The following is a 23,825-nucleotide window of genomic DNA, read 5'->3' on the forward strand; positions in this document are numbered from 1 at the left end:
GCCTGCTTGCTGCGGACTCTCAGCGCCGGGGACTGTGCCGCGGGGGAGTCGAACTCGCCCGTTGGGAGGCCTCCCGCTCCGTCACGATTTCCTGACGCTGTTCCTCCAGGTAGCCCCTGGCCTCGCGTTCGGCCGCCAGGCGGTCGCTTTCCGACATGGAATCCCAGCGCTGCTGAAAGGTCTCGAACCTTACGAGGAGGGACTCGTCCTGGGGAGCTTCCCGAATGGCCTCCCGGATCCCCTTGCGCCCCGACATCACGTCCCTGGCCATCTCCGTGAGCGGATCGCCCTCGTTGCCCCGTGAAAGATTCCGCATGATCTTCCTGAGCATCCTCGCCTTGGCCTCGTCGCGGGCCAGGCTCATGAACTCCTCGTCACCGACCTCGCGATGCTCATTGCCGTGCTGCACTGCGCTCTCCGCTCTTCACTGACACCCGTCTGCTACGCCACCGGGCTGTCGTACGCCCGCCCCGGCACGGGGAAGTTGATGGTCTTGTTCTCGATCGACGCGCTGATGCCGCTCACGAGGCCCACCGAGCCGTTGATCGACGTCTGCAGGGCGCTGATGGTGGTGGTCAGTTTGGACCACATATTGATCATCGCGATGATTTCTCCGGCCACTGCACCTGCCGCGACGACCGGTCCGAACAGCGTAAAACTGGTCGAGGCCCCGGCCAGCGCCGTCAGCCCGACCAGGGCCGCAGTGTCGAGAATTCCACTGAGCAAATCGCCACACGCCTCGGCGGCATTCCAAACCTCTTCGTACGTTTTCTCGTAGTTCTCCTTCAGGGCGACGAAAGATTCTTTCATCTGGTCGAGGTCTTTGGCCAGGGTCTCGAAATAGATGTACGCGGCGTCTGCGGCGTTTCCGTTCCAGGATGAGTCCATGGCTTTATTTCCGGCCGCGATGTTCTTCGAGAGGTCCTCGCAAAAGTCCCCCATGGCCTTCCACGCCTTGGCGCACTGGGCATATTCGACCCAGTCGCCGGCAATCAATTTCTTGGCCTCGTCGACAGGGTTGAAGTCGAAGGCGAGCTCCAATCCTTTGCTGATCAACCAGGACGGGCTCAATACGTCGCCGAACGACAGCAGATCCTTGACGACCCCGCCCTCCGGCTCCTCCTTGTCCGCGTCGACATGCGGTGCCACCAGGCGACTCGTCGGCTCGGCTACGTCTGCAAATCCCATGCGTGTCCCCTCGTCCGCTGCTTGCTCACCGCTTGGACGCCGGGTATGTGGCGTCCATCTTCCGGGATTGCTCCCGGTCGGTAGTGTCGTAATGCCTCGCAGATTTCAGCAGTTCTTCGGAGGAGTTGGCCAGGATTTTGTGCAGTGCCTTCATGGTGTTCTGGACGCGCCCTACGACGTCTTCGTGACCGCCGCCCCACAGTTGCGCCACCGTTGAAATCGGACCTACGTCCGAAGCGAGCATTTCGCAAGAACGTTTGATGTAGTCCCGCGCCTCGTCCACGTCATCGGCTGCTCGCCGTACTTGTTTGCCGAATGCGTTCAAATCGTCCGGTTCGACCGAAAATTCCACGCGTGCCCTTTTGGTTTACTCTTGACTCGAACATTGCCCGCTGTTAGTTTGCAGCGATGGTAAGGAATTTCGGTGGCAGCGGCAATGACCTACCGCCTTTGGAGCCCGCCAACCCGGCCGACGAATATCTGCAGCGACAAGTGCGTGGTTGGTCGTACCTTCCCCTGGCCTTCGGGGTGCTCATCCCCTGGATGTGGCTGTATTTCGCGTTCGCCTATGAGCTGCGCAAGGACCTTCCCGTGCTCGCGGCAGTGGTGATGCATGCGGGGCTGGGGCTCATCTGGTACGGGCGGCGGACCTCGCGACGGGCACTGGTACTGGTCGGGGCAGGTTGTTATCCGCTCGCCGTGGGGTTGTGTCTGCTGTTGCAGGACGTGCTCTGACGGGGTGAAGGGGCGGGCGCCGGCGCTGGATTTCCTGCCTCACTCACCTGGGAGTAAGTCAGCCACCTTCAGGTAAGTACGCACTGAAAAGTGGGTACTTGTTCCTGCTTTTGCCTGGGCCAAGACTGAGCGGGAGATCGAAAGATCGAGAGCGCGAGAGATCGCGGGTACCCAGGTGGAGGGGGAGTTCTGTCGTGTCGGTGGAGAAGACCGGTGTTGCGGTGCTGGGGCTGGGGAGCATGGGGAGTGCGCTGGCCGGGGCGTTGGTGGCGGGAGGGCATGCGGTGCGGGTGTGGAACCGTACGCCGGGGAGGGCCGGGGAGCTCGTTGCGCGGGGGGCGCGGGAAGCCGGGTCGGTGGCCGAGGCGGTGGACGGCTGTGACGTCGTGATCGTCTGCATCCTGGATTACGGCGATGTCGGGCCGCTGCTGGAACAGGCCGGTGGGCCGGCGGGGTTGCAGGGGCGGGTGGTGGTCAATGTGACCAACGGGTCGCCCGCGGAGGCCCGGGAGATGGCGGAGCGGGTGACCGCGCTCGGGGGCGAGTACCTCGACGGCGGCATCATGGCCGTGCCGGAGATACTGGCGACGCCGCAGGCGTTCGTGCTGTACAGCGGGTCCCGGACGGCCTTCGACACGCACCGGGGGCTGTTGGACTCCTTCGCGCGGAGCGTCTACCTGGGGGAGGAGCCCGGGCTCGCACCGCTCAACGATCTTGCGCTGCTGAGCGGGATGTACGGGATGTTCGGCGGCTTCGCGCACGCCGCGGCGTTGATCCGCTCGGCGGGCGGGTCGGTTGCCGGGTTCACGAGCACGCTGCTGGTGCCCTGGCTCCAGGCGATGGCCGGCGGCTTGCCCGCCATGGCGGAGCAGATCGATTCCGGCGACTACTCGGTCACCGGGTCGCCCCTGGCCATGCAGGTCTCGCACGACGCCCTCGGGGACGTCTCGAGGGCGCAGGGCGTGAGCCCGGAGCTGTGGGCGCCGGTGCTGGCGCTGATGGAGCGGCGGGTGGCGGACGGCCACGGGAGCGAGGGGTTCGCGGGGGTGGTGGAGCTGTTGCTGTAGCCGGGCCTCCGGGGCCTGGTGTGTGGACTGCTGACGCTTTACGCTCCGCTGCGCTCCGCCTTCGCTCTTTATCGAGCCCTCGGAAGCGAAGCCCACACACCCGGCCCCTCCGGCCCGTCCCCTCCCGTTGGGGAGACCTCCCCGTGTGCGGGTGGGTGGGGGCGGGCCTACGCCCTCATGGGGGGACAGACGAAGCGGTGGCCGGCCCCTTTGGGGCCGGCCACCGCTTTGCTTGGCTGGGGTGCGGGTCAGGTCGCGCTGCCCGCCTTCCAGTCGGACCAGGAGAGGTTCCAGCCGTTGAGGCCGTTGTCCGGCTGGACCGTCCTGTCGTGGGAGTTCTTCACGACGACGACGTCACCGACCAGCGACTCGTTGAAGAACCACTTGCCGGGGGTGTCGCCCCCGCCGCCCTTGCTGTCGCGCAGGCCGACGCAGCCGTGGCTGGTGCCGGAGTTGCCGAAGACGGACGGGGAGCCCCAGTAGTTGCCGTGGATGAAGGTGCCGGACGACGACAGCCGCATGGCGTGCGGGACGTCCTTGATGTCGTACTCACCGCCGAAGCCGACCGTCGAGCCGTCCATCCGGGTCTGCTCGAACTTCTCCGAGATCACCATCTTGCCGTTGTAGGTGGGGTGCTCGGGGCTGCCGCCGGAGATCGGGACCCTCTTGAGGACCTTGCCGTCCCGCTTGACCGTCATGGTCTGGGTGTTCATGTCGACCGTGGAGACCTGCGAGCGGCCGATCGTGAAGGACACCGTCTTGGACTGCACGCCGGTGATGCCGTTGCCGCCCTTCACCCCGTCCAGGTCGATCTTCATGGTGACCTTGGAGCCGGCCTTCCAGTAGTCCTCCGGCCGGAAGTCCAGGCGCTGGGCGCCGAACCAGTGGCCGACGACCTCCTGGCCGCTGCTGGAGGTCACCTTGATGTGGGACTGGACGTCCTTCTTGTTGGTGATCACCTTGTCGAAGTTGAAGGACACCGGCATGCCGACGCCGACGGTCTTGCCGTTGTCGGGGGTGTAGGTGCCGATGAAGCTGTTGGCCGACGAGACGGTCGAGAAGGTGGCGTTCTCGGTGGCCGAACGGCCCTTGGCGTCCTTCGCGTTCGCCGTGATCTTGTACTTGGTGCCGCGCTCCAGCTGGACGCCGGGCTTCCAGGACGTGCCGTCGGCCGATATGGCGCCCGCCACGGTGGCGCCCGAGTCGGCGACGGTGAGCTTGACGTCGGTCAACTTGCCGCCGGTGACCTTCACACCGGTGTCGTTGATGCTGGCGTCGGTGGCGCCGTCCTTCGAGGAGACGGTGATCTTGGCGTCCGAGGCGTCCTTCTTGGCCGCGGCGTCCGCGCCCGCCTGGCCGTTCTTCCCGTCGTCGTTGCCCCCGGCCTCGGCGTCGCCGCCACAGGCCGACAGGGCCAGCGCACCCGCTGCGAGCAGGGCGGTCACCGCGAGCGTGCGACGCATCCGGCGGGTGCGGCGCGGGGCGCCGGTCACCTGCTGCTCGGCTGACGGGAACAGCTGGTGCGGGGTGCGGGACCGATCGGGCGCGGGGGTGTCCGGCGATGTCACGAGCTGCTCCATACAGGGGTGTTGTGTATTTCCGTGCTGGTAAACAGCACCTACGGGCAGATTTGGTTGCGGGTCAGGCCATGTTGTGACGAAGGTCACATTCTTGGAGGGAGGGGGTGGTCGGCCGGTCCCGACAGCCAGGTTCGCAGTGCGGTGCCGTGTTCGTCCAGGCGGGGTGGGGCCGTCGGTGGTGTCACCGGCGTGTCCGAGAGCCGGAGCGGGCTGGTGACTTGGGGGATCCGGCCCTCGCCGACGGGGGTGACCGGGTCGAGTCCGAACCGTCCGGCCAACTCCAGGGCCTGCGAGAGGGTGTTGACCGGGCCGCAGGGGACGGAGGCGGCGAGCAGGCGGTCGGTCCAGTTCTCCGGGGTGTCGGAGGCCAGCCGGTCCTCCAGTGCTTTGATGAGGTCTGTACGGTTTTGTACCCGGTCCTGGTTGCGGGCGAAGCGGGGGTCGTCGGCCAGCTCCGGGGCGCCCAGCGCCGTGGCCAGGGCCCGGAATTGGCGGTCGTTGCCCGCCGCGACCGCCAGCGGCCGCCCGTCCCGGCAGGCCAGCGTCTCGTACGGGGCGATGCTCGGATGGCGGTTGCCCATCGGGCCCGGGTCGCGGCCGGTGGCCAGGTGGCCGGACGCCTGGTTGACCAGCGAACCCAACAGGGACGACAGCAGATTGACCTCCACCAGCTGACCCCGGCCGGTGCGGTCGCGGTGGCGCAGCGCGGCGAGGATGCCGGTCGTGGCGTCCTTGGCGGTCAGCACGTCCACCAGCGCGACCCCCGCCTTCAGGGGTGGACCGCCGGGCTCGCCGGTGATGCTCATCAGCCCGCCGACGGCCTGCACGACGAAGTCGTAACCGGGCAGCGAGGCCCCCGCGCCGGAGCCGAAACCGGTGATGCTGCAGTGCACCAGGCCCGGGTTGGCGGCGCGGGTGGCGGTGTGGTCCAGGCCGTATTTGGCGAGGGAGCCGGGCCGGAAGTTCTCGATCAGTACGTCGGCCCGCCGCGCCAGCTCGCGGGCCGCGGCGGCGTCGGCCGGGTCGCCGAGGTCCAGGGCGAGCCCCCGCTTGGAGCGGTTGGCGGCGTCGAAGTACGCGGCCGTGCGGCTCCGCTGCGCTCCGCCCTTGCTCCCTTCCGGCTCCTCGAGGGCGGAGTCCGGGCCGAACGGCGGGCCCCAGGCGCGGGTGTCGTCACCGGTGCCCGGCCGCTCCACCTTGATCACCTCGGCGCCGAGGTCGGCGAGCGTCGCGGCGGCCAGCGGGCCGGCCAGCACCCGGCTGAAGTCCGCGACGAGGATGCCGTCGAGGGCACGGCTGGGCGGGGACGCGGGCGGGCGGGGCGGCTGCGGCACGGCGGTGCTCCTCACGTCGCGGGCGATGTGCCGCCATCGTGGGCGGCGGCCGCGCCGCGGGGAAGCGTCCGGGGTGTCCAAGGACACGGCCCCGACCCTGACGGGTCGGCCTCTTCGGTACGTATATGCAGTCGTACGGACCCGGAGGCGCACCAGAAATGTAGCGAAATGTCATAGGAGATGCGTCACTTCGGGACTTAAGTCCCAAGATCCTCTGTTGTAACCGTGGATGCGTGGTGTCTACTGGCTCTAGCCCAGCGCCTCATACGTCCTGGAGGACCGCATGCTCCCCTCCGTTTCGATTCTGCAGCAGATCGGCCTCGGCGTGCTCCTCGCGGTGGCCGTGCTCTGGGTCGTCGGCATCGTCAGACTGCTGCGGAACGGCCGGTACGAGGCGGCCATGCGGCGCGACCGGCGCGAGATGCGGATGCGGTACGCGACGCCCGGCCCGGAGCGGCTCCCCGAACCGCCGGAGCTGCTCGGCTCGGTGCCCCGGCAGACCGGGCCGGCCGGGCCCCCGGCGGAGTGCGTGGAGCTCAGCGCCGCGGAGCGGGAGGCGTTCGAGGAGCTCGTCCGGCAGCTGACCAGCCGCAGCTGACCGGTGCCGCGGGGGCCGGACCCGGACCGGCCGGCCCCCGAGACGGACGAGGAAGCGCCGGCCCGCTTCAGCGGACCGGGCCCAGCCTGAGCAGGGCCAGTGCGGCCAGCATCTGCACCGTCACCGACAGCGCGGACTTCCCGGTCGGCAGGTGGTGCTGGCCGCGTATCAGCAGCACCGCGAGGACGTAGCCGAAGCCCCAGGTCGTCCAGGTCGCGGCCTGGACGAAGGTGGCGTCGGTCGGCAGCCAGGCGACGATCGCCAGCCGCGGCAGGTCCGTCACCCAGAAGAGCACGATGAACAGGCTCGCGGTCGGCGCGAACCGGCCGCTGCCCCCGAGCGTGCGGGCTATCGCATGGGTCACCGCGCCCAGTGCCAGGCTCGCCACCAGCACCCCGGCCTCGGCCAGCCCGACGAGCTGCAGCGCGGCCGAGCGGTCGGCCGCCCACTGGCCGCGGAACGCGTCCACCGACAGCACCCCGATGCCGCCGCTGATCAACGACAGCAGCACCGCCGCGCTCCACGCGCTGCGGTCCCGCGCCTCGTCCAGGACCTCCACCGGCCGGTACCAGAGCCCGAATATCAGCCGGTGCCACCACAGTCGGCGGCGTGGCGCGGGCGCTGCGGGCGCCTGGGCAGCCGGCTGGACGAGTGTGGGCGGCGGGTGTTGAGGCGGGCGGGAGGGGGGTGGTGCGGACATACGGCCGTTCTACCACCGGCCGAACCGGGGTGCGGCGGGGGCGTCGGGCGGGGCACAAGGGATACGGATGAGAACCTCAGGAGGTGACCTTGCAGACTCCGGAGCACGACGAGGCGCACGGCGGCGGCCTCGGCAGCCGGCTCAACTGGCTTCGGGCGGCGGTGCTCGGCGCCAACGACGGCATCGTGTCCACCGCCGGGCTGGTCGTCGGGGTGGCCGGCGCGACCCAGGACCGCGCGACACTGCTGACGGCCGGTCTGGCCGGGCTGCTGGCCGGCTCGATGTCGATGGCGGCCGGCGAATACGTCTCGGTGTCCACCCAGCGCGACTCGGAGAAGGCGGCGCTGGCCCTGGAGCGGCGGGAGCTGGCGACCGCACCGCAGGCCGAACTGGTCGAGCTGACCGACCTGTTGGAGGGCAAGGGGCTGGAGCGGCAGCTCGCCCGCGAGGTCGCCGAGCAGCTCACCGAACACGACGCGCTGCGCGCACACGCCGAGGTCGAGCTGGGCATCGACCCCGACGAACTCACCAACCCCTGGCACGCGGCCGCGGCCAGCTTCCTCGCCTTCACCGCCGGGGCACTGCTGCCGCTGCTCGCGATCGTGCTGCCGCCCGCCGCGCACCGGCTGTGGATCACGGTGGTGGCGGTGCTGGTCGCGCTGGCGGTCTGCGGCTGGTCCAGCGCCCGGCTGGGTGCCGCACCGCCCGGGCGCGCAGTCCTGCGGAACGCCGGCGGCGGCGCCCTGGCCATGGCGGTCACCTACGCGGCCGGAACCCTGCTGAGCGCCGCCGGCGCCTGACGCGGCCACCCGGAAGGCGCCCTCCTCCGGGGCTGGGGATCCCGTAGGGGAGGGTCGAACAGATCCCGTAGGGGATGCGAGGGCCCCCTGCGGAGCCTCAACTCGACGGGCCGGGCGGGGTATTCCCGGCACAGTCGCCTTCGTAGCCGTACAGGTCCCGGTACGAGGGGAAGCAGCCGCCGGGGCCGTCCACCGTCCGGGCGGTGAGCGCGGCCCGCACCACCGCGCGGGTCAGTACGTCCGCACCGGCGGCCAGGATGTCGTTCAGGGCACCGGCCTCCACATGGACGCCGAAGGCGGGGTCGGTGGCGGCGGTGGCGTCCGGGACCAGCGGGCGGGCCGCGGTGGAGAGCGCGAAGACGGTGTCGCCGTCGGAGAGCAGGTGCACCGGGCGGAGCGCGCGGGCCAGCCCGTCGTGCGCGGTGCCGGCGAGCTTCTGGGCCTGGGCGCGGGTGAGCACGGCGTCGGTGGCGACCACGGCGAGGGTGGTGTTCAGCGGAGGACGGACCGAAGCGGCGAAGCGGGCCGCGGAGGTCTTTCGGGCCTCGGCCAGGCGGCGGAGGGCGGCGGTGTGCACCTCCGGGTCGGGCGGGGCCGCGTCCGGCAGGCCGTAGAGGGCGCCGGTGCGGGGATCGGCGAACGAGCCCGCGGCGTTGACGGCGGCCAGCGCGGCGACCGTCACGCCCGAGGGGAGGACCGCGCTCGCGGTGCCGGTGCCGCCCTTGAAGCCCCCGGCGACGGCGCCGGTGCCGGCGCCCGTGTTGCCCTCGGCGACCGGTGCGCCGGGGCCGGTGGCCGCCGCGGCCTCGGCGGCCGCGCGGCCCAGGGCGGCGTCCGGGCGGGCCCGCCAGTCGCCGCCGCGGCCCAGGTCGAACAGCGCGGCGGCCGGGACGACCGGTACGACCTGGGCGGGGTCGGGACCGACGCGGAAGCCGCGGCCGTGGTCCTCCAGCCAGCCGACGACGCCGGACGCGGCGTCAAGGCCGTAGGCGCTGCCCCCGGTCAGGACGACCGCCTCGATGCGCGGCACGAGATTGCGCGGGTCCAGCGCGTCGGTCTCCCGGGTGCCCGGGCCGCCGCCGCGCACGTCGACGGCCGCGACCATGCCGCCCTCCGGCGCGAGGACGACGGTGGTGCCGGTCAGCGCGCCCCCGCCGGTCCGCCGGGCGTGCCCGACCCGCAGGCCGAGGACGTCGGTCAGCGCGTCCCGCGGCCCGGCGGGGAGCCCGGCGTCCACGGCCCGCTCAGTAATGGGCCGGTCCCATCACGATGACCGGGTGCAGATCGGGGTCGAGGGTGCGCAGCAGCTCCCGCATCACCTTGGGCTTGAGGCTCACACAGCCCTGGGTCGGGCCGTCGTGGTCGACGTGCAGCCAGACGCCGCCGCCCTTGGAGTCGCCCCAGGGACGGTGCGGGTCCAGCGGGGAGGTGCCGGGCTCGCGGTTGTAGTTGATGGCGATGACGTAGTCGAAGGCGCCGGCCAGCGGCTCGCCCTCCACGCCGGTGCCGTCGGCGACGAAGCTGTCGTTGTGGTCGTAGGGGAGCTTGGTGCCGTCCGGGGCGGGCAGCCGGCCGCCGGCGTCGGTGAGCGCGTAGACGCCGATGGGGGAGCGCAGATCGCCGTAGCGGTGGTCGTCGGTCCAGCCGTGGGCGGCGTTGTGCGCGGACCAGGTGGGGCCCGGCTCCCAGGTGTCGGAGTCCTCCGCGCGGGTGTAGAGGACGACCTGGGAGTCGTAGGAGTCCATGCCCTTGCCGGTGACGACGAGCACCTGCCGGGAGTCGGCCGGTATCGCCTTGCGGGCCGCGTCGCTGAGGCCGGGGATCGGCCGGCCGGCCGGGACGCCGGGTGCGGCGTTCGGGGCGGATTTCGCCGCGGCGGCGGGGGTGCGTGGCGTGTCCGGGCCGGAAGCCGTCGTGGACATGGTGCTCTTGGCGTCGGTCCGGGTTTCGTGGTCGTCACCCGATGCCGGCCACGCCCACAGGGCGGTGCCGACGAGCGTGGCGAGGGCGAGACCGCTCACGGCCTTGCTGCGCCGGGACAGTCTCGTCCGCGCGCGGGTCTGGGCGTGGCGGGCCATGTCTGGCGTCTCCTCAGGTACGGACGGTGGGCGGGCCCTCAAGGAGCTTCCCGTAAGGGACTCCCCCTGTCATAAAAAGGGCAATCTGCACCCTACCGCGTCTGTGTCGGGGCGCCTCCGCTGGCCGGGGGGCAGCCGGGGGAACAACAGCGCGAGCTCCTGGGAAGTGGGATCCATCGGAGGGTAATTGACGGGCAATGGGCTGGCGGCGGCGCGGTCCGCGGTGCTGACCCCGGGCCGGGGCACGGCCCGAAGATGGCCGGATCTGATGCGGAATCAGGGTGATGCCCGGACAGGTACGGCCGTTCGGCACGCGTGTGGGGGACGCCCTGCCGGGGGCCCGTAGGGGTGGTCCGGGGCCTATTCCGCCAGAGCGGTGCCCTGACGGGCCGTAAGGGTGACGCCCACCGCGACCGTGGCCGACGCCACCAGCCCGGCCGCGAGCACCGCCCAGCGGCCCGCGAAGGTGCACACCAGCACCAGCACGGACGACAACGGCAGCACCAGCTGCTGCGCCGGCCCGCGCTTCTGGTGACGGGAATGGATCAGCCAGACGGTGAACATGAACAGCGCGGCCGGCACCGTGACGCACCCGGCGGCCGCCGCCGTCGACAGCCGCGTCCTCCCGAACGCCTGCGCCACCGCGATCTCGATGCCCGCCCCGACCGCGGCCGCCGACGCGAACACCAGGTAGTGGCCGTAGCCCCACACGAACGCCTGGCGGTTCGAACGCAGATGGAGGTGGATGGGCACCGCGAAGTAGATCCAGTACGCGCAGAAGACCACCAGCAGCCCGCCGGCCGCGATCGGCAGCAGGCGGCCCAGCTCCTCGTGCTCGTCCAGCGCCGCCTGCACCGCGAGGGTGGCCGCGGCGACCGTCTCGCCCAGCACGATGATGGTGAACAGGCCGTAGCGCTCGGCGATGTGGTGCGGATGCCAGGGCGTCTGCCGCGCCCGCTCCGCCAGCACCGGAACGGCCAGCTCCAGCAGGGCCACGACGAGGAACACCCACGGCACGTCCGCCCGGGGCAGGACCAGCAGGCCCAGCCAGCCGACCTGGCACACCGTCACCCCCAGGGCGTAGCACAGCGCGGTCCGCCGTGCGGCGCCCGCGCTGCCCAGGGCGGCCCGCAGCCACTGGGCGACCATCGCCAGCCGCATCACCAGGAAGCCGAACCAGACGACGCTGAAGTCGCTGCGGACGAACGCCCGCGGCACGCCCGCCGCCAGGATCAGCACGCCCGCCATCTGGACCAGCGTCACCACCCGGTACAGCGGGTCGTCGGTGTCGTACGCCGACGAGAACCAGCTGAAGTTCATCCACGCCCACCAGACGGCGAAGAAGAGCATCAGATAGCCCGACACGCCGTGCCCCCAGTGGCCCTCCGCCAGTGCGTGCGCCAACTGGCGGCCGGCCTGGGCGACCGCCACGACGAAACACAGGTCGAAGAAGAGCTCCAGCGGGGTGGCGGCGCGGTGCGCCTCGTCGCGGTGGCGGGCGCGCATGCGGACCGGCACATCGGCTCCTCTCGTCGGCCGGGCCGGCCGGCCGGGAGGGCAGGTCGGCCGGGGCGGACGTGACCAGTAGAGCGCGGGCGGCGGATGCCGCCCCACAGGGGCGCATCGGCGTGTCGCGCGGCATCCGTGGGCGCGGCGGTCACTCGGCGACGGCCTCCACGATCGACGGGAACGCCGTGGTCGGCAGCACCCGTGTCAGCCGGAAACCGCCCGCCGACAGCAGTGTCGCGAACTCCTCCGCGGTCCGCTCCTGCCCGTCGAGGACCGTCATCATCGCCACGTCGAGGGTCTTGCCGAAGTGCGGGGCGTTGCCCGGCGGCAGCACGCAGTCGACGACCAGCAGCCGGCTGCCGGGCGCCATCGCCGCACGGCAGGCCCCAAGGATCCGCCGGCAGTGCTCGTCCGGCCAGTCGTGCAGCACGTGCTTGAGGACGTACACGTCCCCGCCCTCGGGCACGGCCGCGAAGAAATCGCCCTCCTGGGTGCGCCAGCGCCCCTTCAAGTCGTCGCCGTCCAGCAGGTGGTGGGCCAGCGGCGGTGCCTGGTCGAAGAGCACCCCGGTCAGGTGCGGACGACGGCGCAGCACGGCGCGCAGCAGCCCGCCGCGGCCGCCGCCGACGTCCACGACCGTGCCGGTCTCGGGGAAAGGGTAGGCGCCGGCCACCGCCTCGTCGACCGGCGCGGACAGCGACGCCATCCCGTCGTCGAACAGCTGCCGGGTGTCCGGGTGCGTCCCCAGGTGGTCGAAGAACGGCGCGCCGAAGAGCCGCTCGAAGGACGCGCCGCCGTGCCGTACCGCCTCCGGCATCCCGGCCGAGGTCCGCAGGAACAGCTGGTCGGTGGCCATCAGGACGGCGGTGCGCAGGGAATCGGGAACGTCGGTGCGCAGCGGCCGGGCGGCCGGGGTCAGCCGGTAGGCGCCGGTCGCGTCCTCGTGGAAGATGCCCCGCGCGGCGAGGTAGCGCAGCACCCGGCGCAGGTGCGGGGCGTGGGTGCCGGTGGCGGCGGCGAGCTGCTCGACGGTCCGCGGCCCGGCGGCGAGGTGGTCGGCGAGGCGGTGCTGGGCCGCGGTGCGTAACGCCGCGGAGAAGAGGTGGCCCATGGCGTGGTCCATCAGGTGGGCCGCGAGGTCCTGGGGCGCGCCGGTCGGTCGCTGGGATGAGGTGGCCAACGTCAGCCTCCGGTCGTCGGCTCGGCCTGCGGATCGACGGTCGCAGGCGGGTGATTCACGGTTGCAGCAGCGGGCGGTGGTGTCACGGAGCCGGTGTTGACCAACCGCCAAGTCCGGCCAGCGCAGCGGGCGCACGGCGGGTGGGCCGGTGCTCGATGGCGGGCGGCGGTTCATGGTCGAATGCGCGTATGAGCGACAGCGACAGCGACACGACCGGAAAGACCGATACGGCAGATCGGACCGGCAGCGCGGAAGCGGCCGCGCCCACCGCCGTCCTCGCCGGCCTCGACGACCGCCTCCCGGACCTCGAAGCGCTCTACAAAGACCTCCACCGCCACCCCGAACTCGGCTTCCAGGAGACCCGCACCGCCGCCGAGGTCGCCCGCCGGCTGACCGGCCACGGCTTCGACGTCACCACCGGCATCGCCAGGACCGGCGTTGCCGGCGTGCTGCGCAACGGCCCCGGCCCGGTCGTGCTGCTGCGCGCCGACATGGACGCGCTGCCGGTCACCGAGGACTCCGGCCTGGACTACGCCTCCACCGTCCCCGGCCGGATGCACGCCTGCGGCCACGACATGCACGTCACCTGCCTGCTGGGCGCCGCCGACCTGCTCGCCGCGGGCCGCGCGCACTGGTCCGGCACCCTCGTCGTCCTCTTCCAGCCCGCCGAGGAGGTCGGCAGCGGAGCCCGGGCGATGATCGAGGCCGGCCTCTACAGCGAGGGCCTGGTCCCCACCCCCGACGTGGTGCTGGCCCAGCACGTCGCCCCGCTCGGCGCCGGGCTCATCGCGTACTGCCCCGGCGTCTGCATGGCCGCCGCCGACAGCCTGGAGATCACCTTCCACGGCACCGGCGGCCACGGCTCCCGACCCGAGACCACCGTCGACCCGATCCTGATGGCGGCCTCCTTCGTCCAGCGCGTCCAGACCGTGGTGGCCCGCGAGGTCGCGCCCAAGGACCGGGCCGTGGTCACCGTCGGCTCCTTCCACGCCGGCGACACCGCCAACGTCATCCCCGACCGCGCCGTCGTACGGCTGAGCGTCCGCACCTTCGACGAGGCGGTACGCACCGCCGTCCTGGCCGCCGTCGAACGCATCGCCCGCGCCGAGGCCGCCGCCTCCGGCGCCGACCGCGACCCGCAGATCACGACCCTCGACACCTTCCCGGTCACCGTCAACGACAGCGACGTCCTGACGCAGGTCAACCGGGACTTCACCCAACTCTTCGGCGAGCAGCGGGTGTTCCCCTACGACCCTGCGACCGGCAGCGAGGACGCCGGGCTGCTGGCGACCGCGGCCGGTGCGCCCCTCTACTACTGGTGGCTGGGCGGCTGGGACCCCGACGCCTTCCGGACCGCGCTGGCCGCCGGCCGGCTGGCCCAGGACATCCCCTCCAACCACTCGCCGCACTTCGCCCCGGTCGTCCGGCCCACCCTCACCATGGGCGTCGAGGCACTGACGGCGGCGGCGCTCAACCAGCTGGGAGGCGGGGCGCGGGCGGGCGGTTGACCTTGCCCTTGGGGGAAGCCCCAGCATCGGTGGCGCCGGGCGAGGGGCCCGGCACGAGGAGACGGCGTGGAGAGGGGAGGTGCGGCGTGGAACTGCTGACCATCGGCGCGTTCGCCCGCGCCTCCCGGCTCTCGCCGAAGGCCCTGCGCCTCTACGACGAGCTCGGGCTGCTGCGCCCGGCCCGGGTCGACCCGCACAGCGGCTACCGGCACTACGCGCCGGCCCAGCTGGAACGGGCCCGGCTCGTCGCCTGGCTGCGCCGGCTCGGCATGCCGCTGGCCCGCATCCGTGAGGTGTGCGAGCTGGCACCGGCCGCGGCGGCCGAGGCGGTCGCCGCGTACTGGGCGCAGGTCGAGGCCGACACGGCAGCCCGCCGCGACCTGGCCGCCTTCCTCGTGGACCAGCTCTCCCGGAAGGACCCCACCACCATGACCGCATCGCCCATGCCGCTGACCCTGCGCTCCGCCGCCCGTACCGACCGCGGCCTGGTCCGCCCGGCCAACCAGGACGCCGCCCACGCGGGCCACCGGCTGCTGGCGGTCGCCGACGGCTACGGCCCCGACGGCGCCGCGGCCGCCGCCGCGGCCGTCGACGCCCTCCGGCACCTCGACGCCGACGACCGGCCCGACCTGCCGCCGACGGACCTCCTGGCCGCGCTGGAGGAGGCGGCCGGACGCGCCCACCAGGCCCTCCGGGACGCACCGTCGGCGGCCGGCCCCACGGGCGCCGGCAGTACGCCCGGCACCACCGGTACGACGCTCACCGCCCTCCTCCACCACGGCGGCCGGCTCGGACTGCTGCACATCGGCGACTCCCGCGCCTACGTCCTGCGGGACACCGGCCTGATCCGCCTCACCCAGGACCACAGCTTCGTCCAGTCCCTGATCGACGAGGGCCGCCTCACCCCCGAGGAGGCCCCGGCCCACCCCCAGCGCGCCCTGCTCCTGCGCTCCCTCGACGCGACCACCGACGTCACCCCCGACGTGACGCTCCTGGACGTCCGCCCCGGTGAGCGGTACCTGCTCTGCACCGACGGCCTGACCGGCGTGGTCCCGCCGGAGACCCTCCAGCAGGTGCTCGCCACGGCCGCCGGTCCCGACGAGGCCGTGACGGAACTGATCGCCCTGGCCCGCGAGGCGGGCGCGCCCGACAACGTGGGGTGCGTGGTGGCGGACGTGCGGGCGGAGCGCACGGCGGAGGTGGCGGCGGCCTGACGCACGTCGACGCCGCGGCTACGCAAGGCCCTTGAGCATGCCCTTGAAGTAGAGCTGCGGCAGGCCGTACCGCTTGAGGAACCACATGTCGGTCCGCTCCCGGGTCGTGTCGAGGAAGGGGAACGAGGGGGCGGGCCGCAGGTCGTAGTCGAATTCGGCGAGCAGCATCTTGTGCCGTGCGGTGACCAGCGGGCAGGAGGTGTAGCCGTCGTAGCGTGCCGTGGCCGGGCGGCCGCACAGGCCCGCGAGGAGGTTGGCGACCACGACCGGGGCCTGTTTGCGGACGGCCGCGCCCGTCTTGGAGGTGGGCAGCGCCGCCACGTCCCCCAGAGCGAAAACGGTGGGGAAGTCCGGGTGCTGGAGCGTTTCGCGGTCGGCCTTGACGTACCCCTGGGGCGAATCGGGGTCGGCCAGCGGGCCGTCCGCCAGCCACTCGGGGGCCCGCTGCGGCGGCACCGCGTGCAGCAGGTCGTAGCGGACCGTCTCCGTGGCGCCGGTGGTGTGATCGGTGATCACCGCCTCGCGTGCCGCACCGTCCAGGCGGGTCATCTCGGAACTCAGCCGCACCTCGATGCCGTAACGCCGGGCCGTCTCCGTCAGCGCCCGCGAGAAGACCGGGACCTTGAACATCGCCGGTTCGGGCAGCACCAGGATCGTGCGGATGTTGCCGAGCACGCCGCGCTTGCGCCAGTAATCGGCCGCCAGGTACGCGATCTTCTGCGGTGCGCCGCCGCACTTCACCGGCCCCGACGGCATGGTGAACAGTGCGGTGCCCCGCCGCATCCGGCGGATCAGGTCCCAGGTGAACGGGGCGAGGTCGGGCCGGTAGTTGCTGCTCACCCCGCCGTGGCCCAGGGCGGCGGCCAGCCCCGGCACGCCGTCCCAGTCGAGCTGCAGACCGGGCGCGAGGACCAGCCGCCCGTAGGAGAGCACCCGGCCGGAGGCGGTGGTGACGGTACGGGCCACCGGGTCCACGCCGGTGGCACGCTCCCGCAGCCAGCGCACACCGGGCGGGATCAGCTCCGCCTCGGTACGCAGCGAGGCGCGCAACGGCGCCTGCCCGCCGCCGACGAGGGTCCACAGCGGCTGGTACCAGTGCGTCTCGGACGGCTCCAGCAGGGCGATGTCGGTGACCCCGGCCCGGCGTAACCGGGCGGCGACGGTGATGCCTGCGGTGCCGCCGCCGACGATGAGGACCTGGTGGCGGGCGGGGGCGGTGGACATCTGATTCCTCCTACGGGGGTGGGAAGTTGTTCTTGCTGAGGTTCTTACTGAGGTTCTTGCTGGTGTTGTTGCTGACGGCCCCGGTGCGGGTGTCCGCGTGGGTGTCCGCGGCTACGGGGGCCACAGGCGGGGGACGGCGGCCGCTGCCGTGGTGAGGGCGAGCAGCGTGACGAGGGTGGCGAAGGCGGTGGTCAGGACCTGGGCGGGGAGCCGGGTGGTCAGACGGTTGCCCAGGTGGCTGCCGACCGCCGCACAGGCCGCGAAGCCGGCCAGCAGCGGCCAGTCCAGGGCGCCGGTGCCGGCCCGGGTCGCCAGCGCCGTAAGGGAGTTGAGGAGGATGACGAGCAGCGACGTGCCGATGGCGACTGGCATCTCCAGCCCCAGCACGAGGGTGAGGGCCGGGACGACGACGAAGCCGCCACCGACCCCGAAGAACCCGGTGAGCAGGCCGACGGCGGAGGCGGTCACGACGACCCGACCGGAGCGGAGGACGGGGAGAGCGCGGAGAGCCCGGAGGGCCCGGACGACGCGGTGGGCGCGGAGAGCGGGGCGGGCGGGGTGAGGGGGGTGGGAGCGGTCCTGGGGGCGGGGGTGGTCCGGGTGATTGGGGTGGGTGGGGTGGTTCGGGGAGGTTGGGTGGCCCGGGTGGCCCGGGTGGCCCGGGTGGTTCGGGGAGTCCGGGTGGTTCGGGTGGGGCGTGCGTAATCGGGGGCGGGCCGAGCGGGCCGCGGACCGGTGGGGGAGCGAGGCAGATCGTGCCGCGCGCCGTTCGCTCCGGCTCCGTAACAGCAGCAGCGCCGCGACGACGAGCATCAGCCCGGCGAACGCCGCCATCAGGACGGCGGGCGGCACCGCCGCGCTCCAACGGGAGCCGAGATAGCTGCCGGCCGTACCGAGGGCGCCGAAGGTGACGCCGGCCGCCCATCGGACCCGGCCCGCGCGGGCATGGCAGAGCAGCCCGGTCACCGCGCCGACCGTGACGACGACCAGCGCACCCGCGGTCGCCTCGTGCGGCGACTGCCCCACCACGTACACCAGCACCGGCACGGCGAGCACCGAACCGCCGCCGCCGAGCGCCCCCAGCAACAGCCCGATCAGCAGCCCGCACGGCAGCGCCGCGGCGGCTATGAGGACGGACACGCTAGGCGGACGGACACGAGGAGGGATGCGCGGACGGCTCCGAGGGCGCATGCGCGGACGGCTCCGGGGAGGGGCTCGGGGGCGCCGACGAGGTGCGCGGGGTGGAGGGGCTCGCGGCGTGTCGATGCGGGGCGGCGAGGTCCGAGGCGTGCGGATGTGGGGTGGCGGGAGCCGAGGCGTGCGGATGTGGGGTGGCGGACGGGTTCGCCGCGCGCGGGGCCAGTGCGACGGCTGGGCTGCGGTCCGACCACTCCGCCACGAACGTGAACCGGTCACCGCGGACCACCGTTTCGCGCCACTCCACCGGCCGTTCCCCGGACCGGCCCAGCCGCTCGATCGCGAACGCCGGCTCCCGGTCGGCCAGTCCCAGCAGCCACGCCTGCCGGATGTCCGGCAGGAACGGCTGGATCCGCTCCCGGCCGCCGGTGACCTTCACCGCACAGCGCCGGGACAGCTCGCCGTAGAGGGAGGTGTGCCCGAAGTCCGCGTCCAGCAGGGGCTCGGCGATCTCGGCGGGCAGATACGCGGTGTCGTGGGCGAGCGGTTCACCGTCCGCGAGCCGCAGCCGCTCCAGTACGACCAGCGGTGCGTCCGGCACCAGCCCCAGATGCCCGGCGATCGTGCCGTCCGCGGTCCGTTCGAGACGCAGCACCTCACTGCGCTGCTCCACACCCTGCCCCTCCAGCTCCCGGAAGAGGCTGTAGAGCGAGCCGAGCGGCTGCTGTATGCGGCGGGTGTCCAGGCGGCTGGCGCGCCCGCGTTCGGCGATCACCAGGCCGTCGGCGCGCAGCTTGCGCAGCGCCTCACGGACGGTGTGCCGGCTGACCTCGTACTCGGCGGTGAGCCGGTGCTCGGCGGGGAACTCCTCGGTGAACGCGCCGGCGTCCATCCGGCGGCGCAGATCGGCGAGGAGCTGCGCCCAGAGGGGGAGCGGCGAGCGCCGGTCCAGGGGGCGCGGAGCGTGCGCGCCCGGGGCGGCGTGCGCCTCGTGAGCGCTGTGCGCACCGTGCACTCGGTCCGTACCGCGCTCATGGTTCATGTCGCGCTCATGGTTCGGGTCGTGCTCACGGTTCGTGCCGTGCCCACCGTGCGGGGGGTCTGTCGGCTCGGTCGACATATGCGGGATACCCCTCCGCGGCTTGGGGGACAGATCTGCTGATGTCAGGTCAGTTCGGCGCGCTCGCAACGGAACCCGGCTTGTCGCCCGCCAACCCGGCTCCCTAATGTACGTACATCCGTGCATCCGCACAACGCATCGTCCCGCCCGCCCGAGCGGACCTCAGCCGCCGCCCGGGGCGCACACCCCTGGAGGCCGACCGTGCACTTCGCGCAGTACTACCTCGACTGCCTCTCCCAGGCGTCGTACCTGATCGGTGACGAGACCACCGGACGCGCCGTCCTGGTCGATCCGCGTCGTGACATCGACGACTACCTCCAGGACGCGGCGGCCGCCGGCCTGCGCATCGAGCTCGTCATCGAGACGCATGTGCACGCCGACTTCCTCTCCGGACACCTCGAACTCGCCCGCGCCACCGGCGCCACCATCGCCTTTGGGGAAGCCGCCCGAACCGGCTTCCCCATACGGCGGTTACGGGACGGCGAACGCATCTTCCTCGGGGAGGCGGGCGACGGGGGGAGCGCAGGGGGCCGGGGGAATGGGGGCGGACGCGGGGGCGTCACCCTCACCGTGCTCGCCACCCCTGGCCACACCCTGGAGTCCCTCTGCCTGGTCGTCCACGAAAACCCGGACGACCCCGTGCCGTTCGGCGTGCTCACCGGCGACACCCTCTTCGTCGGCGACGTCGGCCGCCCCGACCTGCTCTCCGCCGCCGGCCACTCCCCGCACGACATGGCCGTACGCCTGCACCACTCCCTGCACACCAAACTCCTGACGCTCCCGGACGCGACCCGGGTCTTTCCCGCACACGGCGCCGGATCGGCCTGCGGCCGGAGCCTGTCCACCGAGACCAGCTCCACCATCGGGGACCAGCGACGCCTCAACTACGCGCTGCAGCCCATGCCGGTGGCCGAATTCGTACGGCTGGTCACCGCGGGACAACCCGCCACCCCCGGTTACTTCGCCCACGACGCCGCCCTCAACCGGGACGGACACCCGCTCCTCGATGCAGACGAACCGCCCGCCCTCACCCTGGAGGAGGCCCTCGCGGCCCGCGACCAGCAGGGTGCGGTGCTGCTGGACTGCCGGCCGCTGGCCGCCTACACCCGGGCGCATCTGAAGGGGTCGCTGCACACGAGCCTGGACACGCGGTTCGCGGAGTACGCGGGCAGCGTGGTCGCCCCGGGCACCCCGATCGTGCTGCTCGCCGACCCGGGTAAGGAACGGGAGGCCCGTCTGCGACTCGCCCGCATCGGCTATGACCACGTCCTCGGCCATCTCCCCGACCCGACCGCCGTATTGGACCGGGAACCTGCGCTGGTCCGCCGCAGCCACCGCGTCGGACCCGATGAACTACCCCAAGTATGCGCAGAGTTGACCGTCGACGCCCCGGGCGCGGATCTGCCTACGGGTTCGGATACGGCTACCGGTACAGCTATGGGTACGGGCCCGGGTACGGGTACGGGCAGGGGCACGGCTATGGGTACGGCCACGGACACGGATACGGGTTGGGGCACGGCTACGGATACGGATACGGCCACCGGTCCCAACACCGGCGGCCGAGTTCCGCGGGCCCAGTTGGTCGATGTCCGCAATCCCGCCGAGTACGCGGCGGGCGCGCTCCCGGGCGCCCGCAGCATCCCGTTGGCGACCCTGCCGGACCGCATCACCGAACTGGACCCGGCCCGCCCGGTCGTCCTCTACTGCCGCAGCGGAAACCGCTCGGTGATCGCGGCGGCCCTCCTGGAGGCGCGGGGGTTCGGGGACGTATGCGATGTGGAAGGGGGCTATGAGGCGATGGCCGGGACCTGAGACAGGACCCGAAGCGGGACCGAGACCGCACCTGAGGCGGGACCCGAGGCCGCACCTGAGGCTGGGCCTGGGGCGGGACCTGAGGCCGGACTTTGAAGCGGGAGGGGCGGGCGCGGGGCCGCGGCCTGGTAGGGATGGGTGCGGGAGGCCGCAGCACGGGACGGGGGCCCACCGTGGGGTGCGGGCCCCTTTCCCCGGCCCGTCGACCGGTCAGTGCCGCCGCCCCGGGCGCCGTACGTGGACGAGTACCAGCGCCCCGCCCGCGACGAGGCAGGCCGCGGCCGGGAGCGCCAAGGACGGGCCTGCACCGCCGCCGGCCGTGAGCCCGAGGCCCGCCGTGGCCGTCATCGCCGCCTTGGTCACGCCGGACGCCTCACCGGCGCACTCGCGGCGTACCACCGCCGGCAAGCGCCGCGCGCATGCCGTACGCGACATCCGGCCGCGCGCCATGCCGTACGCGACGCGCTTCGTGGGACGGCTCCGTGCGACGTGCGACAGGCAATGGCAGATGGCAGACGGCGGATTGCGGACGGCGGGCGGCAGACGGAAAACGGCAGCAGGAAAACGGAAAACGGAAGCGAAGAGGAGGGATGAAGTGCACCGGAAGGGGGCAGGACTTCAGGGCGCGAGCCAGCTGCCTGGGTGCGAGAAGGGGCGGGCGCGAGGCCCCGTACAGCGGACGTTCAGCGATCGTTGATCGGTGATCTCCATGCTGAACCGCATGTTGCGCCGTGTGATCACCAAGCATGCAGACCCCGCCGGGGAAATACAAGAGCCCGATTCCTCGCGGATCGCCCTCACCTGGAGCGGGGAACCGGGCCGCCTGGAAGAGCTCACCCACGGCATGCTCCTGGACCAGGCCGAACGGGCCGCCGACGTGCTCACGCGGCTCGGGGTCGGGGCCGGTGACCGGGTCGCGGTGCACCTGCCGCTGGTGCCGGAATCCGTGATCGCCACGCTCGCCTGCGGTCGGCTGGAGGCGATCCGGACGACCCTGCCGGTCTCCCTGACGGTGCCCGAACTCGTAGCGCGTACAAGGGAGTCGTCGGCGCGGGTGGTGATCACGGCGGACGCGGCGTTCTGGGACGGGGCGGTACGGCCGGTGAAGCCGTTGCTCGACCACGCTCTCGCGCGCGCCGCCGCGTCGGGGGAGACGCCCGTACGGACGGTCCTGGTGGTGAACCGCTGCTCCCGGCCGGTGTCCTGGAAGCCGGGCCGCGACCTGTGGTGGAACGAGGCCCTGGAGGGACGGACGCCCGCCTGCCGGTAGGGGTAGGGGACGCTCTCGAACTCTCCCGCATACGTCACCCACTGAGGCCACAAAAACGGGCGAACCGCCCCGTACCTTCCTAGCGTGGGCCTTGTGCCCCAGCACCCGGACGCCGCCCCACCCGCCCCTGCCGCCACCCCGGCCGGGCCCGAGGCGGACAACGCAACCGGTACACCTGCGGCAACCGACAGAGCGGCAACCGGTAGAGCCAAGCCGACCGACGCCACCGTAACGACCGACGACATCGGGCCGACCTACGGAGTCGGGCCGACCTACGGAGTCGGGCCGACCTACGGAATCGGGGCGACCGGCGGTAGCGAGACGACCGGCGGTAGCGGGGCGACCGGCGGTAGCGAAGCGACCAAAGGTAGCCGGGTGACCGGCCGTAGCGAGGTGACCGGCCGTCCTCAGGCACCCACGCCCACGGGCCCGCCGCGGACCAGATCAACAGCGACCGTCCGCGCCCCCTTCATGCCCTCCGCCGTCGCACTGCTCCTCGCCCTCACCCTCGCCCTAGTTCTCACCCTCGTTCTCGCCATCGCCCTCGCGCTGGGCCGCCGCCTGCTCCGGGACTTCGACTCGACGCTGCTCCTGTACGCCGTGGCCACCGTCTTCCTCGCCATCCGCGTCGCCTACCGCCACACCGTCTGGGTCAGCTGGGTCAGCTGGGTCAGGGAACCACCCGTCGGCCGACTGCTCCGGCAGGGCCGGCACACCCTCTTCTCCCGCGAGAATTTCGATCAAGCGCCCACGGCCCTGCCCCAACTGGCCGCCACCTACCTGGGCTTCCTGAAACTCCTCGGCACCCGTTCCACCACCCGCTGGGGCGCCCACCAACTCGCCTTCCTGGGCTGCCTGATCGCCGCGCTGATCACCTTCCCTCTCGCCTGGGGATGGTTCCCTCTCACCGCGTCGACCGGCGCTGGCCCCGGCCCCGGCCCCGACTACGAAGTGCGGCGCTGGGCCCGAAGACCCGCCGCTTCCCTTCCTCCGACGCCGTCGGCCGGCGATGTTCCACGGCCTCCACCTCGCCGTCGGCCTCGTCATCGCGGGCGTCGGCCATTTCCGGGGCGCCACCTACGCGACCGAACAGCCGGCACGGCCAGCGATTTGCCTACGACCTCGTCCCTCTGCTGCCCCTGCTCGTCAGCTCCGGCTCCGGGCCCCTGCCGACGTTCTCCGCGCTCTTCCCGTTTCCTGGGCGGCGGCGCTTACCCATTCCTCGCCCGGCGGTCCATGGTCTTCACCTACGCCGCCCGCAAGGACGACGAGTTCTTCGCCTGCCGCCACTGCGGCGCCCTCATCGACACCTCCCCCCTACGTCGAGAAGCTCCGCGGCACCATGCGCGACCTCCGCCTCGACTCCGACGCCTGCACCGCATACGGCCCCCGTTGCAAACCCGTACTGGCTGCGCGGCAACGCCCACCTCTCCCAGGCCAACGGGGGTCAAGTGACGTACCTGTTCCAGGCCCATCTGAAAGGTGACCGACCCATGTCCTCCCCTCGTTCATCATCCGCACCCACTCGTCACTCCCTCCCCGGCAGCACAGACCGGACGCGCCCCCACAAACGCAGCCACGCCTCACAGAGCCCGCCGACCCGGCCCAACGGCGGCCAGCGCCCGCGTCCCATACCCACCCACGACAAGGGTCACTAGATCTCGGCGCCGCCCGGGGGGCGCGGGGAAGCGGGGGAGCCGGGGGGGAGTCCTGGAGGCATCCCCAGCCGTTCCGCCATGGAATCGGTCTGCACGCACGCATACTCGGCGGG

The 23,825-nt window shown here is 72.3% G+C and carries 22 protein-coding genes and 1 pseudogene; 9 read left to right on the top strand and 14 right to left on the bottom strand.

The features are described from left to right. Positions 1–19 precede the first annotated feature (19 nt). From ACZ7MX_RS15540 to ACZ7MX_RS15550, 3 genes are read right to left on the bottom strand one after another with little or no spacing between them, the layout of a single operon-like run. Positions 20–409 (bottom strand): hypothetical protein, encoded by a 390-nt coding sequence (locus tag ACZ7MX_RS15540; protein WP_472132263.1) that lies wholly within the window; start codon positions 407–409, stop codon positions 20–22. Positions 410–441: 32 nt separating this feature from the next. Next, entirely contained in the window at positions 442–1,188 is a 747-nt protein-coding gene (locus ACZ7MX_RS15545; RefSeq protein ID WP_472132265.1) for a hypothetical protein, read from the bottom strand. A 25-nt stretch (positions 1,189–1,213) separates the two neighbouring features. Further along, positions 1,214–1,540 (bottom strand): type VII secretion target, encoded by a 327-nt coding sequence (locus tag ACZ7MX_RS15550; protein ID WP_472132267.1) that lies wholly within the window; start codon positions 1,538–1,540, stop codon positions 1,214–1,216. A gap of 98 nt (positions 1,541–1,638) precedes the next feature. Here ACZ7MX_RS15550 and ACZ7MX_RS15555 point away from each other — a divergent pair, with 98 nt between their 5' ends. Next, positions 1,639–1,923, top strand: a complete 285-nt coding sequence (locus ACZ7MX_RS15555) for a hypothetical protein (protein WP_472132269.1) — start codon at positions 1,639–1,641, stop codon at positions 1,921–1,923. A gap of 194 nt (positions 1,924–2,117) precedes the next feature. Beyond that, positions 2,118–2,990: an NAD(P)-dependent oxidoreductase gene (locus tag ACZ7MX_RS15560; protein ID WP_472132271.1), complete on the top strand. Its 873-nt coding sequence runs from the start codon at positions 2,118–2,120 to the stop codon at positions 2,988–2,990. A 248-nt stretch (positions 2,991–3,238) separates the two neighbouring features. Here ACZ7MX_RS15560 and ACZ7MX_RS15565 read toward each other — a convergent pair whose 3' ends face one another. After that, positions 3,239–4,570 (bottom strand): L,D-transpeptidase, encoded by a 1,332-nt coding sequence (locus ACZ7MX_RS15565; protein ID WP_472132273.1) that lies wholly within the window; start codon positions 4,568–4,570, stop codon positions 3,239–3,241. Positions 4,571–4,653: 83 nt separating this feature from the next. Then, on the bottom strand, positions 4,654–5,904 hold the full coding sequence (locus ACZ7MX_RS15570; protein ID WP_472132274.1) for a CaiB/BaiF CoA transferase family protein: 1,251 nt from the start codon (positions 5,902–5,904) through the stop codon (positions 4,654–4,656). A gap of 283 nt (positions 5,905–6,187) precedes the next feature. Between ACZ7MX_RS15570 and ACZ7MX_RS15575 the strand changes: the two genes are divergently transcribed. Then, the gene (locus tag ACZ7MX_RS15575; RefSeq protein WP_030417271.1) at positions 6,188–6,502 is read left to right on the top strand and encodes a hypothetical protein; all 315 of its coding nucleotides are present in this window, start codon (positions 6,188–6,190) and stop codon (positions 6,500–6,502) included. 67 nt (positions 6,503–6,569) lie between these two features. On the opposite strand, the gene ACZ7MX_RS15580 is transcribed toward ACZ7MX_RS15575, so the two are convergent. Then, entirely contained in the window at positions 6,570–7,202 is a 633-nt protein-coding gene (locus tag ACZ7MX_RS15580; RefSeq protein WP_472132275.1) for a YIP1 family protein, read from the bottom strand. Positions 7,203–7,285: 83 nt separating this feature from the next. Here ACZ7MX_RS15580 and ACZ7MX_RS15585 point away from each other — a divergent pair, with 83 nt between their 5' ends. Further along, the gene (locus tag ACZ7MX_RS15585; RefSeq protein WP_472132276.1) at positions 7,286–8,002 is read left to right on the top strand and encodes a VIT1/CCC1 transporter family protein; all 717 of its coding nucleotides are present in this window, start codon (positions 7,286–7,288) and stop codon (positions 8,000–8,002) included. Between the two features lie 97 nt (positions 8,003–8,099). Here the strand turns inward: ACZ7MX_RS15585 and ACZ7MX_RS15590 are convergent, their stop codons facing one another. The 4 genes from ACZ7MX_RS15590 to ACZ7MX_RS15605 form a co-directional block, all read right to left on the bottom strand. Further along, entirely contained in the window at positions 8,100–9,239 is a 1,140-nt protein-coding gene (locus tag ACZ7MX_RS15590; RefSeq protein WP_472132277.1) for a P1 family peptidase, read from the bottom strand. Between the two features lie 7 nt (positions 9,240–9,246). Then, positions 9,247–10,080 (bottom strand): L,D-transpeptidase family protein, encoded by an 834-nt coding sequence (locus ACZ7MX_RS15595; RefSeq protein WP_472132279.1) that lies wholly within the window; start codon positions 10,078–10,080, stop codon positions 9,247–9,249. Positions 10,081–10,440: 360 nt separating this feature from the next. Beyond that, entirely contained in the window at positions 10,441–11,598 is a 1,158-nt protein-coding gene (locus tag ACZ7MX_RS15600) for a low temperature requirement protein A (RefSeq protein ID WP_472132281.1), read from the bottom strand. Between the two features lie 139 nt (positions 11,599–11,737). Further along, the gene (locus tag ACZ7MX_RS15605) at positions 11,738–12,769 is read right to left on the bottom strand and encodes a methyltransferase (protein WP_472132283.1); all 1,032 of its coding nucleotides are present in this window, start codon (positions 12,767–12,769) and stop codon (positions 11,738–11,740) included. Positions 12,770–12,957: 188 nt separating this feature from the next. On the opposite strand from ACZ7MX_RS15605, the gene ACZ7MX_RS15610 reads away from it, so the two are divergent. Continuing rightward, on the top strand, positions 12,958–14,277 hold the full coding sequence (locus ACZ7MX_RS15610; RefSeq protein ID WP_472132285.1) for an amidohydrolase: 1,320 nt from the start codon (positions 12,958–12,960) through the stop codon (positions 14,275–14,277). Positions 14,278–14,363: 86 nt separating this feature from the next. Next, entirely contained in the window at positions 14,364–15,491 is a 1,128-nt protein-coding gene (locus tag ACZ7MX_RS15615; RefSeq protein ID WP_472132287.1) for a MerR family transcriptional regulator, read from the top strand. Between the two features lie 18 nt (positions 15,492–15,509). On the opposite strand, the gene ACZ7MX_RS15620 is transcribed toward ACZ7MX_RS15615, so the two are convergent. The 3 genes from ACZ7MX_RS15620 to ACZ7MX_RS15630 all read right to left on the bottom strand — a co-directional run bounded on the left by ACZ7MX_RS15620 (position 15,510) and on the right by ACZ7MX_RS15630 (position 18,894). Further along, a complete protein-coding gene (locus ACZ7MX_RS15620; protein ID WP_472132289.1) occupies positions 15,510–16,715 on the bottom strand; it encodes an NAD(P)/FAD-dependent oxidoreductase in 1,206 nt (401 codons plus the stop codon). 111 nt (positions 16,716–16,826) lie between these two features. Next, positions 16,827–17,855: a sulfite exporter TauE/SafE family protein gene (locus ACZ7MX_RS15625; RefSeq protein ID WP_472132291.1), complete on the bottom strand. Its 1,029-nt coding sequence runs from the start codon at positions 17,853–17,855 to the stop codon at positions 16,827–16,829. Position 17,856: 1 nt separating this feature from the next. After that, complete coding sequence (locus tag ACZ7MX_RS15630) at positions 17,857–18,894, bottom strand: GntR family transcriptional regulator (RefSeq protein WP_472132293.1); 1,038 nt, start codon at positions 18,892–18,894, stop codon at positions 17,857–17,859. 279 nt (positions 18,895–19,173) lie between these two features. Here ACZ7MX_RS15630 and ACZ7MX_RS15635 point away from each other — a divergent pair, with 279 nt between their 5' ends. After that, positions 19,174–20,784: an MBL fold metallo-hydrolase gene (locus ACZ7MX_RS15635; RefSeq protein WP_472132295.1), complete on the top strand. Its 1,611-nt coding sequence runs from the start codon at positions 19,174–19,176 to the stop codon at positions 20,782–20,784. A gap of 210 nt (positions 20,785–20,994) precedes the next feature. Here the strand turns inward: ACZ7MX_RS15635 and ACZ7MX_RS15640 are convergent, their stop codons facing one another. Then, entirely contained in the window at positions 20,995–21,147 is a 153-nt protein-coding gene (locus ACZ7MX_RS15640; RefSeq protein ID WP_472132297.1) for a hypothetical protein, read from the bottom strand. Positions 21,148–21,505: 358 nt separating this feature from the next. On the opposite strand from ACZ7MX_RS15640, the gene ACZ7MX_RS15645 reads away from it, so the two are divergent. After that, entirely contained in the window at positions 21,506–22,054 is a 549-nt protein-coding gene (locus tag ACZ7MX_RS15645; RefSeq protein WP_472132299.1) for an AMP-binding protein, read from the top strand. A gap of 375 nt (positions 22,055–22,429) precedes the next feature. Next, positions 22,430–23,462: pseudogene (locus ACZ7MX_RS15650) on the top strand (MFS transporter); the annotation flags it as partial. Positions 23,463–23,825: the final 363 nt, after the last annotated feature.

The sequence above is a fragment of the Streptomyces sp. NPDC107765 genome (assembly GCF_055657085.1).

Excerpts from the sequence above, each read along its gene's own strand:
- ACZ7MX_RS15545 (WP_472132265.1), bottom strand. The coding sequence starts at position 1,188 with ATGGGATTTGCAGACGTAGCCGAGCCGACGAGTCGCCTGGTGGCACCG.
- ACZ7MX_RS15565 (WP_472132273.1), bottom strand. The coding sequence starts at position 4,570 with ATGGAGCAGCTCGTGACATCGCCGGACACCCCCGCGCCCGATCGGTCC.
- ACZ7MX_RS15575 (WP_030417271.1), top strand. The coding sequence starts at position 6,188 with ATGCTCCCCTCCGTTTCGATTCTGCAGCAGATCGGCCTCGGCGTGCTC.
- ACZ7MX_RS15580 (WP_472132275.1), bottom strand. The coding sequence starts at position 7,202 with ATGTCCGCACCACCCCCCTCCCGCCCGCCTCAACACCCGCCGCCCACA.
- ACZ7MX_RS15595 (WP_472132279.1), bottom strand. The coding sequence starts at position 10,080 with ATGGCCCGCCACGCCCAGACCCGCGCGCGGACGAGACTGTCCCGGCGC.
- ACZ7MX_RS15610 (WP_472132285.1), top strand. The coding sequence starts at position 12,958 with ATGAGCGACAGCGACAGCGACACGACCGGAAAGACCGATACGGCAGAT.
- ACZ7MX_RS15620 (WP_472132289.1), bottom strand. The coding sequence starts at position 16,715 with ATGTCCACCGCCCCCGCCCGCCACCAGGTCCTCATCGTCGGCGGCGGC.
- ACZ7MX_RS15630 (WP_472132293.1), bottom strand. The coding sequence starts at position 18,894 with ATGAACCATGAGCGCGGTACGGACCGAGTGCACGGTGCGCACAGCGCT.
- ACZ7MX_RS15645 (WP_472132299.1), top strand. The coding sequence starts at position 21,506 with ATGTTGCGCCGTGTGATCACCAAGCATGCAGACCCCGCCGGGGAAATA.